13 protein-coding genes are annotated in these 17,252 nt (G+C 71.5%); 6 read left to right on the top strand and 7 right to left on the bottom strand.

The features are described from left to right. Window positions 1-4 precede the first annotated feature (4 nt). The gene (rfbB, locus tag BJP65_RS04710) at window positions 5-1,003 is read right to left on the bottom strand and encodes a dTDP-glucose 4,6-dehydratase (protein ID WP_055936604.1); all 999 of its coding nucleotides are present in this window, start codon (window positions 1,001-1,003) and stop codon (window positions 5-7) included. An 82-nt stretch (window positions 1,004-1,085) separates the two neighbouring features. Here rfbB and rfbA point away from each other — a divergent pair, with 82 nt between their 5' ends. From rfbA to BJP65_RS04685, 5 genes are all read left to right on the top strand, one after another. Continuing rightward, a complete protein-coding gene (gene rfbA / locus BJP65_RS04705) occupies window positions 1,086-1,961 on the top strand; it encodes a glucose-1-phosphate thymidylyltransferase RfbA (RefSeq protein ID WP_055834474.1) in 876 nt (291 codons plus the stop codon). A 70-nt stretch (window positions 1,962-2,031) separates the two neighbouring features. After that, complete coding sequence (locus BJP65_RS04700) at window positions 2,032-3,909, top strand: rhamnan synthesis F family protein (RefSeq protein ID WP_181015984.1); 1,878 nt, start codon at window positions 2,032-2,034, stop codon at window positions 3,907-3,909. Next, window positions 3,906-5,837 (top strand): rhamnan synthesis F family protein, encoded by a 1,932-nt coding sequence (locus tag BJP65_RS04695; protein ID WP_070408381.1) that lies wholly within the window; start codon window positions 3,906-3,908, stop codon window positions 5,835-5,837. The genes BJP65_RS04700 and BJP65_RS04695 overlap by 4 nt, the downstream gene beginning before the upstream one ends. 42 nt (window positions 5,838-5,879) lie before the next feature. Beyond that, window positions 5,880-6,800, top strand: coding sequence for an ABC transporter permease (locus BJP65_RS04690; RefSeq protein ID WP_070408380.1), 921 nt, complete (start codon window positions 5,880-5,882; stop codon window positions 6,798-6,800). 5 nt (window positions 6,801-6,805) lie between these two features. Beyond that, window positions 6,806-8,014: an ABC transporter ATP-binding protein gene (locus BJP65_RS04685; RefSeq protein ID WP_070409845.1), complete on the top strand. Its 1,209-nt coding sequence runs from the start codon at window positions 6,806-6,808 to the stop codon at window positions 8,012-8,014. Window positions 8,015-8,039: 25 nt separating this feature from the next. Here BJP65_RS04685 and BJP65_RS04680 read toward each other — a convergent pair whose 3' ends face one another. Continuing rightward, entirely contained in the window at window positions 8,040-10,328 is a 2,289-nt protein-coding gene (locus BJP65_RS04680) for a glycosyltransferase (protein ID WP_070408379.1), read from the bottom strand. Between the two features lie 42 nt (window positions 10,329-10,370). Next, a complete protein-coding gene (locus tag BJP65_RS04675) occupies window positions 10,371-11,333 on the bottom strand; it encodes a glycosyltransferase family 2 protein (RefSeq protein ID WP_070408378.1) in 963 nt (320 codons plus the stop codon). Between the two features lie 129 nt (window positions 11,334-11,462). On the opposite strand from BJP65_RS04675, the gene BJP65_RS04670 reads away from it, so the two are divergent. Beyond that, complete coding sequence (locus tag BJP65_RS04670; protein ID WP_070408377.1) at window positions 11,463-12,470, top strand: glycosyltransferase; 1,008 nt, start codon at window positions 11,463-11,465, stop codon at window positions 12,468-12,470. Window positions 12,471-12,506: 36 nt separating this feature from the next. Here the strand turns inward: BJP65_RS04670 and BJP65_RS04665 are convergent, their stop codons facing one another. The 4 genes from BJP65_RS04665 to BJP65_RS04650 are packed head-to-tail and all read right to left on the bottom strand — an operon-like array spanning window position 12,507 to window position 17,252. Then, a complete protein-coding gene (locus tag BJP65_RS04665; RefSeq protein ID WP_055834496.1) occupies window positions 12,507-13,739 on the bottom strand; it encodes a lipopolysaccharide biosynthesis protein in 1,233 nt (410 codons plus the stop codon). Then, window positions 13,736-14,863 carry a glycosyltransferase family 1 protein gene (locus BJP65_RS04660; protein WP_070408376.1) on the bottom strand — a complete coding sequence of 376 codons (1,128 nt, stop codon included), beginning with the start codon at window positions 14,861-14,863 and terminating at the stop codon, window positions 13,736-13,738. The genes BJP65_RS04665 and BJP65_RS04660 overlap by 4 nt, the downstream gene beginning before the upstream one ends. After that, window positions 14,863-16,059: a glycosyltransferase family 2 protein gene (locus BJP65_RS04655; RefSeq protein ID WP_082516491.1), complete on the bottom strand. Its 1,197-nt coding sequence runs from the start codon at window positions 16,057-16,059 to the stop codon at window positions 14,863-14,865. The genes BJP65_RS04660 and BJP65_RS04655 overlap by 1 nt, the downstream gene beginning before the upstream one ends. Continuing rightward, complete coding sequence (locus tag BJP65_RS04650) at window positions 16,056-17,252, bottom strand: glycosyltransferase family 4 protein (RefSeq protein ID WP_070408375.1); 1,197 nt, start codon at window positions 17,250-17,252, stop codon at window positions 16,056-16,058. Before BJP65_RS04650 ends, BJP65_RS04655 begins: the two co-directional genes overlap by 4 nt.

Genomic DNA, 17,252 nt, shown 5'->3' with positions numbered 1-17,252 from the left:
GTGGTCACTGTCCCTTGCTGGCGTAGAAGGCTTCGACGCCGTCCTTGGTGGGCGCCCACCAGGCTTCGTTGTCGCGGTACCAGTCGACCGTGGCGGCGAGCCCCGACTCGAAGTCGCCGTAGGTGGGCTTCCAGCCGAGCTCGGTGCGCAGCTTGGTCGAGTCGATCGCGTAGCGCAGGTCGTGTCCGGGCCGGTCGGTGACGAGGTCGTAGGCGTCGGTGGGCTGGCCCGCGAGCTGCAGGATCAGTTCGACGACGCTCTTGTTGTCCTTCTCGCCGTCGGCGCCGATGAGGTACGTCTCGCCGATCTCGCCCTTGTCGAGGATCGTCAGCACGGCGGACGAGTGGTCGTCGGCGTGGATCCAGTCGCGCACGTTCTCGCCCGTGCCGTACAGCTTCGGGCGAATTCCGCGGAGCACGTTGGTGATCTGGCGGGGGATGAACTTCTCGACGTGCTGGTACGGGCCGTAGTTGTTCGAGCAGTTGCTGATGGTCGCGCGCACGCCGAACGAGCGCACCCAGGCGCGCACGAGCAGGTCGGAACCGGCCTTCGTCGAGGAGTACGGCGACGAGGGGTTGTACGGCGTGTTCTCGGTGAAGCGCGCGGGGTCGTCGAGCTCGAGGTCGCCGTACACCTCGTCGGTCGAGATGTGGTGGAAGCGCACGTCGTGACGACGCGCCGCCTCGAGCAGCGTGTAGGTGCCGATGATGTTGGTGTCGAGGAAGGGGCGCGGGTCGTGCAGCGAGTTGTCGTTGTGCGACTCCGCGGCGTAGTGCACCACGGCGTCGGCCTCGGCGACGAGCGGGTCGACCACGGCGGCGTCGGCGATGTCGCCCACGACCAGGCGCACGCGATCGGCGGGAAGCCCCTCGAGCGAGGCGCGGTTGCCCGCGTAGGTGAGCTTGTCGAGCACGGTCACCGTGTGGTCGGTGTGCGCGATGACGTGGTGCACGAAGTTGGAACCGATGAAACCGGCGCCACCGGTCACGAGAAGACGACTCATACCGACAGGTTACCGGGGCGCCCGGGCCGATCGCGGGGCACCCGGATTGGCAGGCGCCTCCGGATGGGGGAAACTGGACCTCATGCGCGGAATCATTCTGGCGGGCGGCACGGGCTCCCGACTGCACCCCATCACTCAGGGCATCTCGAAGCAGCTCGTACCGGTCTACGACAAGCCGATGATCTACTACCCCCTGTCGACCCTCATCCTGGCCGGGATCCGCGACATCCTCATCATCACGACGCCGCAGGACTCCGAGCAGTTCCAGCGGCTGCTGGGCGACGGTTCGCGCTTCGGGATCTCGCTCACCTATCGGGTGCAGCCCTCGCCGGACGGTCTCGCGCAGGCCTTCATCCTGGGCGAGGAGCACATCGGCTCCGACTCGGTCGCCCTCGTGCTCGGCGACAACATCTTCTACGGCCAGGGCATGGGAACGCGCCTGCGCCAGTACAGCGACCTCGACGGCGGTGTCGTCTTCGGGTACCGCGTGGCCGACCCCACGGCCTACGGCGTCGTCGAGTTCGACGCCGAGGGGCGCGTCGTCTCGCTCGAAGAGAAGCCCGAGCACCCCAAGAGCAACTACGCGGTCCCGGGACTGTACTTCTACGACAACGACGTGATCGAGATCGCCCGTGCCCTCACGCCGTCGCCGCGCGGCGAGCTCGAGATCACCGACGTCAACCGCACCTACCTCGAGCAGGGGCGCTTGAGCGTCGAACTGCTCCCGCGCGGCACCGCGTGGCTCGACACCGGCACCTTCGACTCGTTGAGCGAGGCGACGGAGTTCATCCGCACGGTCGAGAAGCGTCAGGGGCTGTCGATCGGCTGCCCCGAAGAGGTGGCGTGGCGCATGGGCTTCCTGTCCGACGACGAGCTGCGCGAGCGCGCCGAGCCGCTGGTGAAGAGCGGCTACGGCCGTTATCTGCTCAGCGCTCTCGAACATGGCGCCGAGCGCTGAGCCGGAGCGGACGAAACCTCTGACCGAGGAGACGTCCGCTTCCGCGCGTCCGGGTTCCGCGGGGCGCGCCGTGATCTACGCCGTGCGCTCGGCAGGCCGGATCGAAGAGACCAGCGTGCTCGCCCTCGAGGCGTTGCGCCGCGTGTCGACCGCGATCGTCCTCGTGCACCCCGGGCCCCTGGCATCCGAGGTCCGCGCGCGCCTCGACGATCTGATCGACGACGTCATCGAGACCGACGGCGAGGAGTTCGACTCGGAGGCGTACGCCCCCGCGATGGAACGTCTGCGCCGCCGGTGGCCCGCGATCGACGAGATCGTGCTCACCGGAGACTCCTGGTTCGGCCCCGTCGCCGACCTGGCTCCGCTGTTCGAGCGCATGGCCGACAGCGCCGCCGATGTCTGGGACGTTCTGCCGGCGGCTCCGCCGCGCGAGGCCTTCCCGGGCGAGGGGTTCCCCGCCGTCGCCGATCGGCCCTGGTTCTTCACCGTGGTCCGCCGCGCGCTGTTCGAGAGCGCCGCGTGGCACCGGTGGTGGGGGCCGACGTCGGCCGCCGGTGAGCGGGAACGCTCGCTCGTCGCGGAGATGACCGCGGCGGGCTTCGCCCACGAGCGGGCCTTCGACACCACCCGCTTCCACGCGCACGACCCCGGGCTGTTCGCGCCCGAGGACCTGCTCGACGTCGACGTGCCCTTCGTCGACCGCGCGGTGTTCACCAGCTACCCGCCGTTCCTCGATCGCTTCGCGATCATCGGCAGCGAGATCGCCGCGATGATGGGCGAGCGCGGGTACCCGCTCGACGTGCTGCGCTCGAGCCTGGCGACGTGCGTGGCTCCGAAGGCGCTCAACACCACGCTGGGGCTGCTCTCGGTGCTGTCCGACGAAGCGGTCGAGCCCGAGGCGGGATCGTCGCTGTCGATCGCCGCGGTCGTGCACGTGAGCGACGTCGACGAGATCGACGAGGTCCTGCGCCGCCTGCAGTTCCTCCCGTCGGGCGCCTCCGTGTTCATCACGACGACCGAGGGCGTCACGGCGGCCCGCCTGGAGCGCCTGCTCGAAGCGTGGGCGACGACCAACGCGCACACCTACGAGCTGCGCGTGACCCCCCAGAGCCCCGGCCGCGACATGGCCGACTACTTCGTCGGATGCCGCGACGTCATCCAGTCCGACCAGTACGACCTGGTCGTGAAGCTGCACATGCGCCGCGCGCCCTGGAAGACGATGAATCGGCTGCGGTACTTCCGCCGGTACCAGTTCGACAACCTGCTCAGCAGCCCCGGCTACGTGCGCAACCTGTTGTCGCTGTTCGAGAAGGAAGAGCGACTGGGCGTCGTCTTCCCCCCGATGATCCATGTCGGCTACGCGACGATGGGGCGCGGGTGGGCTCTGCTCGAACCCCACGCCGAACGGCTGAGCAAGCGCCTCGGCATCCGCGTGCCGCTCGACGCCGTCTCGCCGCTGGCGCCCTACGGGGGCATGTGGGTCGGGCGTCCCGCGGCCTTCCGCGTGCTGACGCAGCGCCGGTGGACCTTCGCCGACTACGGCTGGAAGGGCGAGCGGCGCTTCGGTCACCTCGCCCACCTGCAGGAGCGCCTGGTGAGCGCCGCGGCCGGGCAGGCCGGCTACTACTGCCGCACCGTGCTGAACTACGCGCACGCCGAGATCGGCTACACCGCGCTCGAGTACAAGGTCGACCAGATGTTCTCGACCACCCGCGGGTGGCCCGTCGAGCAGATCGGGTTCCTGCATCGGGCCGGCTACACCGGCTACGGCGGGACCGTCGCCCTGGTGCGCATGTACGTGCGCACGAATCATCCGCGGGTGGCGGACGCCTTCCGTCCCGCGTACCGCGTGGCGCTGCGGGCCCACCGCGTGCTGTCGGCGGGTCGCCGTGTCGCCTCGCGTCTGCGCAGCGAACGGGGCGAGAAGGAGCGAGAGGTGTCGTCGTGAAGACCGCAGAGCTGATCGGAGACTGGACCCGTCCGGCCGACACGTTCCCTCCCGACGGCAAGCGGCTGCTCATCTACGTCGTCTTCGACCGTCGCGGCGAGGTGGGCGACTTCGTGCTGTACGCCCTCGAGCACATGCGCGCGTTCTGCGACGAGATCGTGGTGGTCTCGAACGGTCCGCTCACCGCCCAGGGTCGAACGCGGCTCGAGACGGTCGGCGACCTGGTCCTCGAGCGTCCCAACGAGGGCTACGACATCTGGGGCTACAAGCACGGTCTGGACGCCGTCGGGGAGCGCGTGTCGTCGTTCGACGAGCTGCTGCTCGTCAACGACACCTGGTTCGGTCCCATCCGGCCGTTCGGCCCGATCTTCGAGCGCATGAACGCGCACCCCCTGCACTTCTGGGGCATGACGGACCACCTGCGGGTGGAACCGCATCCGTTCACGCAGGACGAGGACTACCTGCCGTACCACCTGCAGTCGTACTGGGTGGCCGTGCGTCGGAACATGTTCACCTCTCCCGAATGGGACGCCTACTGGCGCGACCTCCCGGCGATGACGACGTACTCCGACGCGGTCACCAAGCACGAGGGAATCTTCACCCAGCACTTCACCCAGCAGGGTTTCTCGGGCGAGGTCGCGTTCCCGACGCTGACCGACAAGATCGAGAACCACGCGGTGCTCTACGCCGAACAGCTCATCGACGCCGGGTGCCCGACGCTGAAGCGACGGCCGTTCTTCCAGTGGCCGGTCTTCCTCGACCGCGTCGCGGTGATCGGCAAGTGGACCCTCGAGGCCGTGGAGCGCAACGGCTACCCGGTCGAGCTCATCTTCGACGACCTGGCACGCAACGTCGAGCCGCGCGTGCTGAACGCCGATGCCGCCCTGTTGCGCGTGCTCTCGCCCACCGACGACGGCTACGACCCGTCGAAGCCGATGCGCACGGCGGTGTTCGCGCACATCTTCTACGTCGAGATGACCGACGAGATCCTCGATCGCGCGGGTTACCTGCCCGGCGACGTCGACCTCATCGTGACGACCCCCGAGCGCGAGCGCGCCGACGAGATCGAGCGCATCATCGCCGCGCGGGGGTTCCCCGGGCGCGTCGAGGTGAGGGTGGTCGCGTCGAACAACGGCCGCGACCAGGCGGCGTTCCTCATCGGATGCCGCGACGTGCTGCTGTCGGACCGCTACGACCTGGTGGTCAAGATCCACTCGAAGAAGACGCCGCAGGACGGCGCGAACATGGGGCGTCACTTCCGTCGCCACCAGTTCGAGAACCTGCTCGGCGGCCCCCACGAGGCAGCGACCATCGTCTCGCTCTTCCAGCAGCAGCCGGGGCTCGGACTCGCGTTCCCGCCCACCGTGCACCTCGGTCACCCGACCATGGGGCACGGATGGTGGGCGAACCGGCCCGGAGTGGCCGAGTTGTGCGCCGAGCTCGGCATCCGGGTTCCGCTCGACGAGGTCTCGCCCCTCGCGCCCTTCGGGTCGATGTTCTTCGCCCGCCCGCAGGCGCTGCGCCTGCTCCTGGAGCGGGAGTGGACCTACGACGAGTTCGGCGGTGCCGAGGCGTACGTCGACGGGGGACTCGCGCACATCCTCGAGCGGATGCCGGTCTACGCGGCCGGCGAGCTCGGGTACCACTCGATGACCATCGCCACCCCCGAGTACCTCTCGAAGAGCTACACCGCCTTCGACTACAACCTCGACCACATGTCGGCCACGATGCCCGAGGACACGCAGCACCAGGTGCAGTTCCTCCGACGCGCGGGCTACATCGGGTGGGGACGATTCCGTGACTTCGTCGACATGTGGGTCCGGCTGCACCGTCCCTCGGCCGCCGACCGCATCGATCGGGCATTCACCTCCACCGAGCGTGTCCGCGGGGGCCTCTGGCGCGCGCGACAGCGACTGCGTCGTCGGTGAGTTCAGACCCCGTGCAGGAACCCACCAGTAGAATCGGTCCCCATGTCCAGTTCCTCATCCTCCGCGGATAACGCGCGCTTCGCACGCCTCGCGGAGATGCCGATGCGCTCCGTCGGCGTCACCCCCGGCTTGGGGTTCGCATCGCTCTGGACGACGCTGCGCGACATCTTCGCGCGCCGCGAGATGCTCGACCTCCTCGTCAAGCGCGACATCAAGGCGCGCTACAAGGATTCCGCGCTCGGATTCGTGTGGGCGCTCATCCGCCCCCTCATCCTGCTGGGCATCTACTTCGTCGTGCTGGGCCAGTTTCTGGGCGCGGCGCGCGGCATCCCGGACTTCGCCATCTTCATCTTCACCGGCCTGACGGCGATGAGCCTGTTCCAGGAGATCGCCGTGGGTGGCACCGGGTCGATCATCGCCAACGGCGGTGTCGTGAAGAAGGTGTACATGCCGCGCGAGATCTTCCCGCTCGCGGCGACCGGATCGGCCCTGTTCAACTTCCTCATCCAGCTCGGCGTGCTGCTGGTCGCGACGGTGATCGCGGGCAAGCCGCCGCTGCACTGGCAGATCGTCTACGCGGTCCCCTCGCTGCTGCTCATCCTCGTCTACGGTCTGGCCTTCTCGCTCTTCTTCTCGGCGGTGAACGTCTACCTCCGCGACGTGCAGTACCTGGTCGAGGTCGTCACCATGCTCCTCATGTGGCTCTCGCCGGTGCTGTACGCCTGGCACCTCGCGAGCCAGATCATCACCAGCCCGACGCTGCTGGAGATCTACACGAACAACCCGCTGACCCTCGCCGTGCTCGGATTCCAACGAGCGTTCTGGCTCGGGGGCGACGGTCTGGAGCAGCCCGCCCACCTCGTGCTGCGCATGTCCGTCGCACTGCTCATCGGTCTCGTTCTGCTCGTGCTCAGCCACCGTGTCTTCGTGCGCCTTCAGGGCAACTTCGCCCAGGAACTGTGATCGATATGTCGTTTGACGTGACCCCCGCCCTGGCGCGCCCCGAGGTCGTCGTGCTCACCGACGTGTCGAAGCGGTTCGTCGTGCGCAAGGACACCTCCATCAAGGAGCGCCTCGTCACGCTCGGCCGCGCCGGCCGTCGCCACCGCCAGGACTTCTGGGCGCTCAGCGACGTGAGCCTCGACATCCGCGCGGGCAACACCATCGGTCTGATCGGGCACAACGGCTCGGGCAAGAGCACGCTGCTGAAGGTCATCGGCGGGATCATCCAGCCGACCTCCGGCGACGTGAAGCAGCGCGGGCGCGTGGCGGCTCTGATCGAGTTGGGTGCCGGGTTCCACCCCGACCTCACCGGTCGCGAGAACGTCTACCTGAACGCCTCGGTGCTCGGGCTCAGCCGGGAAGAGACCCGGGCGAGCTTCGACGACATCCTCGACTTCTCGGGCGTCGGCGACTTCATCGACACCCAGGTCAAGTTCTACTCGTCGGGGATGTTCGTGCGCCTCGCGTTCGCGATCGCCGTGCACACCGACCCTGACATCCTGCTCGTCGACGAGGTGCTCGCCGTGGGCGACGAGCAGTTCCAGCGCAAATGCCTCGACAAGATCAAGGAGTTCCAGCGCCAGGGACGCACGATCATCATCGTGTCGCACGCCCTCGACCAGATCGAGGAGCTGTGCGATCGGGTGATCCTCATGGACAAGGGCCGGGTCGCGTTCGACGGCCTCGCCGAGGCCGCCGTGGAGCGCTTCCGCGAGCTGCTCGAAGAAGGATCCGGCAAGGTGTCCGCGCGCCCCGAGCAGGTGCTGCGGGCGGCGGAGATCGTCGCGGTCGACGTTCGCGCGGCCGACGGCACCCGCTCCAACGACTTCCAGACGGGCGAGTCCTTCCGCGTCGGTGTGACCGTGCGGGGCCTGCGCACGCTCGATGAGTGGGCGCTCGGCTTCAGCATCGACACCTCGTCGGGTCTGCTGGCCCTGGCGTCGAACACCAGCATGCTGGGCACCTCGCTGCCGGCCCTCCACGAGGGCGAGACGACGACCGTCGAGATCGACGTCGACAGCGCCCGCTTCAACCCGGGCAGCTACTGGGTCAACGCGAACCTGCACGGCATCAGCGAGTCGACCTCGCACGCCCTCATGCAGGGCGCGGAGTTCACGGTGCACGGCCGGTCGGACTCGCTGGGGTCGGTCCCCGCCGAGGTGCGCTTCCGCTGAGCCCCCGCCGACCCGCTCCCGCGGGTCAGCGTCGCGGCTGCGCCTCCCAGGCGCGTACGGCAGCGTCGAGCAGGGTGCGCGCCCGGGCGTCGAACGAGTGCTCGGCGCGCACGCGCGCGCCGGCCGCGGCCAGCGCCTCGGCGTCGGGGAAGACGGCATCCAGGTTTCCCGAGAGCATGCGGATGAGCTCGGGCACCTCGTCGTAGGTGGCGACGGCGCCGCCGAACAGCTCGTCGATCCCCTCGACCCGGTCGCTGATGGCCCGGCCGCCCGCGGCGACCACGTCGAAGAGGCGGTTGCCGATGAACCCCCGCTGCTGCATGGCGGGCCAGTGGTCGTTCAGCACCACACCGGCGCTCTCGTACAGGCCCGGCAGGTCGTCGTTCGACACACCGGTCGCGCGGATGTGCGAGGCCGGGATCCAGCCGCGCCAATCGGGACCGATGACGGTGACGGGGATGCCGGCGCGGATGGGCTCGACGATCGAGGGGCGCAGGATGCCGCGCGCCGTGCCCACGAAGAGGATGTCGTCGCCGCGCTCGCGCCCCTCGGGGCGGAAACGCGTCGCATCGGTGCACTGCAGCAGGGGCGTGATGGCGACGCCGAGCTTGGCGCCGGTGGCGGCGGCCCAGGGGGCGGAGGCCGCGAAGACCCGGTCGAAGCCCGCGACGTCGGTCGCGGTGATCTCGTCGGGGTGGCTGATGACCCACAGCAGGGAGACGCCGAAGGGGGAGGCCTCGAGGGGTTCGGGGCCCCGCAGGGCGACCGTGACGTCGTCGAGGTGCCGCGTGGAGCGCGTGCGAGCGGCATAGGAGTCGATCACGACCTCCTGCCCCAGCCGGCGGAGTGCCCCGGCCAGGGCGCGGGCGAAGTGCGTGTCGCCCCATCCCTCGGCTCGCACGCCGACCGGTGTCGCGGTCCGCAGGGCCCAGCGCAGCACGGGGACCTCGGTGCCGTCGGCGAGTTCGATCGTGCGCCGGGGGCGCCGCACCCGGGGGAGCGGACCGGAGCGCGTGCGCTCCCACCCCGCGCGGCGGAGGAGGTCGTCGGCACCGGCGAGAGGACGCGGCGCGTCGGCGGACACCGCCTCGCGGCCGGCGGATCCGGGAGTGCGGGAGCCGGCATCCGGGGTCGGCGCGGTGGGGTCGGCGACGCGCGAGCGCGTACGCGTCTCGAGGTCGAGGGCGACGAGCGCGCGCGTGCCGAGGCGTCCCGCGGCATCCGGGCCCCGCAGCGCGGTGTCGATGTCGGCGCGACGGACGGCGACGGTGAGGCCCGCCAGGGCCGGGACCTCGAGCATCGTGGCGGGGGAGAGGGCGGTGAGATCCTCGACGGGGTGCCCGGCCAGGAACCGCCCCTCGGAGGTCGCTCCGACCGCGGCGATCGTGCCGTCGCCGTCGCGCCAGACCGGGGCGACGACCGTTCCCGACGGTTCCGCGGCGACGCGTGCCGCCAGGACCACCGCGTCGGCGGCGGTCAGCGTTTCGTTCGGGCCCCGCAGCACCAGCACCTCGGCCGTCGAGGTCTGCACGAGCTCGTCGAGGGCGCGCGCGGCGTCGTCGTGCCGTCGCCGACCGATGCGGACGCGCGGGTGCGACGCGGCCATGATCGACGCGAGCGTCCAGTCCTCGGGGCGGTCGTCGAGCACGGCGATCGCCACGCCCTGACCGTCGACGTCGGCGAAGCGCACGGCCTCGGCGATCGACTCGTCGAAGTCCCACTCCTCGGGGCCGAGGGCGAGCAGCAGCTCTCGGGAGAGGGGAGTGCGACCCGCCGTCGCGGCGACCTCTCCGCCGACGCGGGCGCGAGACGCCGCCGCGGTGATCGTGCGCGACAGCTCGGACCACGTCGCGACCGCGGGTTCCGCCGCGGGGCCGTAGGGCAGCGAGTGGGCCTCGCGCCGGCGCCAGGCGTGTCCGACCGGTCCTCCCGGGGCGTCCCACGCGTCGGGATGACGGGTGCCGTACGCGACGGCATCCCACAGGGGGCTCACCTGCAGACCTCGCGGGTCGGCGACGAGATAGGCGTACAGCGCGGGAACGCGCCACGCCTCGGGGAGGTGGTCGCCGACCGCGGTGTCGACGAACAGCGGAGACAGGCGCAGGCCGTCGCGGTATCCGCCGTTCACGTAGCGGCGCACGGCGGCGGCCTCGGAGAGCGGCGAACCCGTCTGCGCGCGGACGTAGTCGAGGTCGACGATGCCCGCCCGCCGGATGACGCGCGCCCACCAGACGCGGTCGAGGCGCGCGACCAGGGGGCGCAGGGGAGCGAGGTCGCGCGCGGCGCGCACGCGCGAACGGAGAGCGGACAGCATGCGTCCGATTTTACGGAGCGACCGGCGGTGCGGCCGACGGGGTCAGGCGCGCTCGACCCAGTAGCCGTCGCCGCGCATGCGCAGCGAGGTGCGCAGATCGATCGTCGCGTCGACGGCGTCGAGCGGCAGGGGGAGTCGGGGCGCCCGCGCACCGCGGCGCCACCCCTCGATGCGGCCGCGCAGCGACACCAGGTCGCGCCGCAGCACGAGGCGCGCGACCGACACCACCGCTTCGACGGCGACGGCACGCAGTCCCCACCGCGAACGCAGCACGCCGTACTTGCGCAGCAGGTAGCCGCGGGCGAACCCCGACAACCGGCGCTGGCGCTCCGACTCGGTGCCCGCGCTCGCCCCGCCGAGGTGCGTGCCCACCGGCTCGGTGATCGCGACGCAGCCCCAGCGCGCCGCGCGCAGGCGGAAGGCCAGGTCGAGCTCTTCGCCGTACATGAAGATGTTCGTGTCGAACGTGCCCACCTCGTCGAGCGCGGCGCGGCGGTAGACCGCGACCGCGCCGTACGGACCGAGCACGGGCGGAACGCTGGCGTGCACCGCCGAGAGGGGCGCGCCGTGGAAGCGCACGAAGCCGGCGCCGGTGACGTCGGCGACGATGCCGTACGAGTCGACCGAGCCGTCGGGGGCGAGCAGCAGGGTCGCGGCGCTGCCGATGCGGGATGCCGGGTCGTCGGGCAGCGCGGTGATCGCCGCAGCGACCGCGCCGGGCTCGAGCACGACGTCGCTGTTGACGAGCATGACCAGGCGTGCGTCTCCCGCCGCCATGCCCACGTTGCACGTGCGGGCGAAGCCGAGGTTGACCTCGTTGCGCAGCAGCGTGACCTCGGGGAAAGCCTGCTCGATGCGGTCGGCGGTGTCGTCGGGCGAGCGGTCGTCGACGACGATGACGCGTGCCGCGACGCTCTGGTCCAGCGCCGCGCGCACGCACGTGCGCACGAAGTCCCAGCCCCCGTACACGGGGATCACGATGTCGATCTCGGGATCGGCACTCATGCGCGACCGGCCTTTCGTTCGGACACCGGCACCCGGAGGGCAGCACGGGGGATGAGCCCCCAGTGTACGACCGCACCCGTGGTCGACCCGGGTCGGTACGATGGGACCGCCTCCCCGGCGCACCCGCCCATGACCCCCACCGACCCCGCCGCCGCCCCGATCGAGGGGTACATCGTGCTGGCGGCGTACCGGCCCCCGGCGGAGCTGTTCGCCCGGCAGCTGCGCTCGCTCCAGGCGCAGACGCTCGGCGCGTTCCGCTGCCTCGTCGTCGCCGACGGCGGCTCCGACGCGGTGCGCGCGCAGATGATCGACGCCGTCGGCGACGACGACAGGTTCGAGGTCATCGGGTTCGAGGAGCGTGTCGGCTTCTACCGCAACTTCGAACGCGGACTGGCCGCGGTGCCCGCCGACGCCGCGTGGGTCGCGCTGAGCGATCAGGACGACGTCTGGATGCCGGACAAGCTCGCCACCCTCGTGCCGGCGCTGCAGGACGCGGCGCTCGTCAGCGGGCAGGCGCGCGTGGTGACGTATCCGGAGGGCGTGGTGGTCACGGCATCCACGGCGCGGCGCGAGGTGGACGCGACCTCGCTGGTGCTGGAGAACCAGTTCTCGGGCGCCCTCTGCGTTCTGCGCCGGTCGCTGCTCGACGTGGCCCTGCCCTTCCCCGCCCTCCCCGGACCCGCGCAGGTACACGATCACTGGCTGGCCGTGTGCGCCGCCGCGACCGACGGCACCCGCGTGGTCGACCGGGTCGTGCAGGACTACGTGCAGCACACCGCCAACGTGCTCGGCGAGGCCGATGCCGCGCGCCTCGGCTGGCGCGAGACGCTGAGACGACGCCGCGCGGCGCTCGCCGCCGAGGGCGGAGGCCCGCGCGCCCTCGCCCGCTCGCTCTACGTCGTCAACGCCGGCTGGGCCGAAGCCATGACCGACGCTCTGCGCGCTCGGGTCGACACCCCCGTCGCGCGCGGGCTCGCCGCCGCCTTCGGCCGTCGCCGGCGGGCCGGGGCGACGGTGCGCGCCGTTCTCGGGGCCGTCCGTCGCTCGGAGACGACCCCGCGCACCGCCGTCGTTCATCTGCTCGGGGCGGCGCTCTGGAGCGTCACGGGCGGTCGGCGCGGGAACGCCGCGCGCTGAGCCGCCGCGGTCGGTGCGTCTGCCCGGGCCGTGCCCTCAGCCGCGGGTGAGGAGCCTGCGCTGCGCGCGGATCTCGCGGGTCGCGGCGATGCCGACGACCGTGAGCACCACGACCTCCGACACGGCCAGACCCCAGACGATCGCGGTCGCGCCGAGGGTCGCGCCGAGCACGAACATGGCCGGAAGGCCGACGCTCGCCGAAGCGACGATCGCCAGCAGCACGACGCGGTTGCGGCCCGCCGGCACCAGGACGTTGCGGATGAGCGGCGTCGTCAGCGAGATGATCAGGTACGTCACGCCGTAGGCGGGGAACATGGATGCCGGAGGGGCCACCGCCTCGCCGAGGAACGCCGCCGTGAGCCAGGGTCCGAGCAGCACGAGCACCAGCAGGCCGATCACGCCGACCACGAGGTGCAGCGCGAGCGCGACGAGGTGGCGGCGGGTGCGGCCGGCCTCCCACGAGGCTTCGAGCACCCACTTCTGCAGGGTGTTGCCCACGATGAGGATGGCCGTGAGGCCGACCCGGTACAGCTTGTCGGCCGAGGTGAGTTCGGCCGCGGCCTGCGTGCCCACGACCCCCTGCGCGATCGGCACCGGCGCGGTGGTGTAGCTGCCGCCGAGGCCGTCGGCGCTGGCGAGGGGCAGGTTCTCGCGGAAGCTGCGTCCGATGCCGCCGACGTGGAACGGGGGGACCACGCGGCCGTACATGTGCACGTGCAGCGCGGCGAGACCGACGAGCACGCCCGCGATCATCATGAGCGGATACGCCACCAGCTGACCGGTGAGCTGCATGATCGCGGCGCTCGCGGCCGTGAACACGGCCATGGGGATCGCCTCGAACCACAGCACCATCCGCGCCCGGCCGGTGCCGACGGCGTACCACGACATCGTCAGGCCGGTGAGCCCCGTCGCGAGCACCACGAGAGCGGCCACCCCGCCGAACGCCCCGCCGACGAGGGCCGCGGCGATCGCGGCCGTCACGCCGCCGACGACGGCGAAGACGGCCAGACGCGACCAGAAGCTGTGCGCGTAGACGTCGCGACGCGCCTCGTCGTGCTCGGCCATCGCGATCCGGGCGCCGCCGGCGACGTTCCAGCCGTAGCTCGAGATCATCGCCAACAGGCTGCCGAGCGCCTGACCCGTTCCGATCGCCGCCCATCCCTCGGCGCCCTGGATGCGCGCCGCGATCGGCAGCACGAGCAGCGGTACGACCGCGACGATCATCGGGGCGGTGCCGAAGCCGATCAGGCGCGCGAGCAGGACCTTCACCGTCGTCGCTCCCCGCGCGTGCGATCCAGCACCTCGGCGGTGGCGTCGGCCGCGTCGTCCCACGTGAAGCGCGACGCCCACCGCTGTGCGTCGGCCCGCATGGCGGCATCCGGCGGCGTCGTCAGCGCGGAGGTGATCGCGGCGCCGAAGGCGGCGGCATCCGTCGCATCGGCGTACCGGGCGGCGTCGCCGCCGACCTCGCGCAGCACGGGCACGTCGTGGGCGAGCACGGCGACGCCGCGCCGCAGCGCATCGACCACCGGCAGCCCGAAGCCCTCGACCAGCGAGGGGCACGCGTACAGGTCGGCGACCTGGAACAGCGCCTCGAGCTGATCGTCGCTGACCCACCCGGGCAGCACCACGTCGCGCTCGAGGCCGAGTCGCCGCACGTCTTCGGCGAGCGGGTCGGGCAGGCGGCTGCCCGCGACGACCACGACGGGGCGCACGGCCGGGTCGATGGTGGCGCAGGCGGCGAGCAGACCGGGGAAGTTCTTGTGGGGCATGCGGTTGCCCACGCTCAGCACGATCGGCCGGTCAGCGGGCAGGCCGAGCGGCGCCAGGATGCCGGCGGGATCGGCGACCGGACGCGGTGCGGTGCTGCCGTTGTGCACGACGTCGATGCGCGTGGCGTCGACGTCGAGGTGCGCCGAGATGCTGGCCGCGGCCGCGTGCGAGACGGTGAGGACGCGGTCGGCCGTGCGGGCCGACCGGCGCATGAGCGTGGAGGTCACCGCGCGCTGCGCCCGCTGGGCCAGGCCGCCCGGCACTTCGTCGTAGATGGCGTCGTGCACGGTCACCACGCGCGGGACACCGCGGAACACCGGACCGAAATTCGCCGGCGCCCACACGAGGTCGGCGCGGCCGCGACGGGCGACGGGGCCGGTGGCGGCGACCGCACCCAGCGCCCACGTCGCGGGGTCAGCGCCCACCCACGGCACCGTCTGCACGTGCCCCGGGAAGAACGACGACACGCGCTCGGCGCCGACGCGGCCCGTCAGGGCGGCGAAGCGCACGTGCGGCAGGCGCTCCGCCAGGCGCGGCAGAAGCTCGCGCACATACGTCTCGGTGCCTCCGCGCGACCCGGTGAAGCCGAGCAGATCGACGAGGATGCGTCGGTCGGCCATCAGCTCTCGATGACGGCTTCGGGGCGCTGCTCGCGCCGGGGCGTGGTGAGCACGCCCGAGAAGAAGCTCATCATCACCGTCTGGAAGCCCAGGACGATCGTCAGCGCGCTGGGCACGGCGATGCGCACCGCCTGGGCAGCGTTCTGGGTGCCGAAGTCGAGGCTGCCCCACAGCGAGACCTGCACGATGGCGATCACGATGCCGAGCAGGAACAGGCCGACGCCGATGAGGAGCCCGCGCTCGGCGGACCACCTCGCCACGATCCGCCGATACCGCTCACTGGTGGGGAGGAAGCCCTCTTGCGTGGCGTAGAGCTTGGTCAGCCAGAAGAACAGCAGCGATTGGAACCCCGTCACGCACAGCGCGCTCGCATAGACCATGGTCGTCACGTCGAACCCGACCCCGGCGATCTCGATGCCGCCGAACGACAGGACGCCGACGGTGATGGCACCCAGGAAGAACGCCACCAGGCCCGGGTAGACGAAGAGCCAGCGCGGGGCGAACAGCAGCAGGAACCGCAGGTGGCGCCAGCCGTCGTGCCAGCTGCGCAGGTGGGGAGGACGCGAACGCCCGTCCTTCTTCAGCGTGGTGGGTACCTCTTCGATGCGGTACCGCGCGAGCGACGCGCGCACGACCATCTCGGAGGCGAACTCCATCCCCGTGGTCTGCAGGTCGAGCTCGCGGATGCGCGCGCGGTTGAAGCCGCGCAGGCCGCAGTGGAAGTCGCGGATGCCCGGTCGGAAGAACAGCTGCCCGATGAACGACAGGACCGGGTTGCCGAGGTACTTGTGCAGCGGCGGCATGGCGCCCGGGGCGATGCCGCCGAGGAACCGGTTGCCCATCACCAGGTCGGCTCCGGCGCGCAGGCGCTCGACGAACGGCTCGAGGTTCTCGAAGTCGTAGCTGTCGTCGGCGTCGGCCATGATGACGTACTGCCCGCGCGCGGTCTCGATACCGTTGATGAGGGCCGCACCGTAGCCGCGCCGCGGCGCGTGCGAGACGCGGGCGCCCAGGCGCTCGGCGAGGGCCTGCGAGCCGTCGGTGCTGCCGTTGTCGGAGATCAGCACCTCGCCCCGGATGCCGCTGCGGGCGAGGAAGCCCTGCGCCTTGCGGATGCAGACCTCCAGCGTCTCGGCCTCGTTGAGGCACGGCATGAGGATCGTCAGCTCGACGTCCGTCGAGTCGGGAGTGGTCACGGGGTGTCTTCTTTCGTCTTCACCGCGGCGGGGGTCGGCAGCGGCAGTGCCGAGAGGATCCCTTCCACGGTGCGGCGGATGGTGCGGGTGCCCACGGCGGTGTCGTACCAGGCGCGCGAGGTGCGGCGCAGGTCGTCACCCCCGTCGGCGACGGCCCGGATCGCCCGGGCGAGGTCGTCGGGTCGGATGGAGGGGGCGACGATGCCGTTGACGCCGTCGTCGATGAGTTCGGTGGCGGCGTTTCCCTCGTCGGCCACGAGCACGACGGGCGTGCCGTGGGCGTTGGCCTCGACGACGACGAGTCCGTACCCCTCGCGACGCGACGGGTTCGCGAGGCACAGAGCGCCGTGCAGGAGCGTGTCGAGCTCGGCATCCGAGACGAAGCCGGGGAAGTCGGTCCACTCGTCGCCCCCGACGCGGTGCACCTCGGCGCGGACGGCGTCGGAGCTGGGTCCGGTGCCCAGCACGACCAGGCGCAGGTCGGGGATTCCCGCGCGGGCGGCGGCGACGGCGGCGGGCAGGGCCTCGACGCGCTTGTCGGGGATGTGACGACCGACGTACAGCACGTAGGGCGGCGTGGTCGCGGGGGAGGGGGCCGCCACGTCGACGGCGCCGTCGATGAGGCCCGGGCTCACCACGGGCGGGCGGCGGAGCCCTTCGCGCCGGAGGCGCGTGGCGCTGAGCTGCGAGTGACAGGTCGCGAGGGGCGTGATCGCGATCGCCGCGCGCTGCAGCACCCACGCGATCGTGCCGGTGACGGCGCCGGAGTACTCGACCCACTGGCGGCGGTGCCACACCTCGAGGTAGTCGACCACCAGGCGCGTGCCGGAGCCGAGCAGCGCCAGGCGCGCGGCGAAGACGTTGAAGATCGGCAGTCCGCTCACGATGACGGCGGCGTAGCGCCGGCGCCGACGCACGAGGGCGCGGAAGAGTGCGGCGGCGTAGCGCAGGGCCGCCGGGATGCGGCGCACGCCGTCGGCGGAGTACAGCGACAGGCGGCCGGTGACGGGACGGATGCGGAAGCGCTCCTCGACGGGGGTCGCGCCCTCCCACTGCACGGCGGTGAGGTAGTCGACCTCGAGGCCCCGCCGCCCCAGCTCGTCGGCGAAGGCGCGGTACTGCCGCTCGCCCCCGCCCGTGGAGTACGGGAAGAGGCAGTCGTAGGCGACGGCGACCGTCGAGGAGCGGGGCAC

The organism is Microbacterium sp. BH-3-3-3 (assembly GCF_001792815.1).
GTDB lineage: Bacteria > Actinomycetota > Actinomycetes > Actinomycetales > Microbacteriaceae > Microbacterium.
Note: the sequence above shows the minus strand (reverse complement) of the source record. Positions and strands in the feature narration are given on the sequence as shown.

Excerpts from the sequence above, each read along its gene's own strand:
- BJP65_RS04685 (WP_070409845.1), top strand. The coding sequence starts at position 6,806 with ATGTCGTTTGACGTGACCCCCGCCCTGGCGCGCCCCGAGGTCGTCGTG.
- BJP65_RS04690 (WP_070408380.1), top strand. The coding sequence starts at position 5,880 with ATGTCCAGTTCCTCATCCTCCGCGGATAACGCGCGCTTCGCACGCCTC.
- rfbA (WP_055834474.1), top strand. The coding sequence starts at position 1,086 with ATGCGCGGAATCATTCTGGCGGGCGGCACGGGCTCCCGACTGCACCCC.
- rfbB (WP_055936604.1), bottom strand. The coding sequence starts at position 1,003 with ATGAGTCGTCTTCTCGTGACCGGTGGCGCCGGTTTCATCGGTTCCAAC.
- BJP65_RS04680 (WP_070408379.1), bottom strand. The coding sequence starts at position 10,328 with ATGCTGTCCGCTCTCCGTTCGCGCGTGCGCGCCGCGCGCGACCTCGCT.
- BJP65_RS04670 (WP_070408377.1), top strand. The coding sequence starts at position 11,463 with ATGACCCCCACCGACCCCGCCGCCGCCCCGATCGAGGGGTACATCGTG.
- BJP65_RS04660 (WP_070408376.1), bottom strand. The coding sequence starts at position 14,863 with ATGGCCGACCGACGCATCCTCGTCGATCTGCTCGGCTTCACCGGGTCG.
- BJP65_RS04675 (WP_070408378.1), bottom strand. The coding sequence starts at position 11,333 with ATGAGTGCCGATCCCGAGATCGACATCGTGATCCCCGTGTACGGGGGC.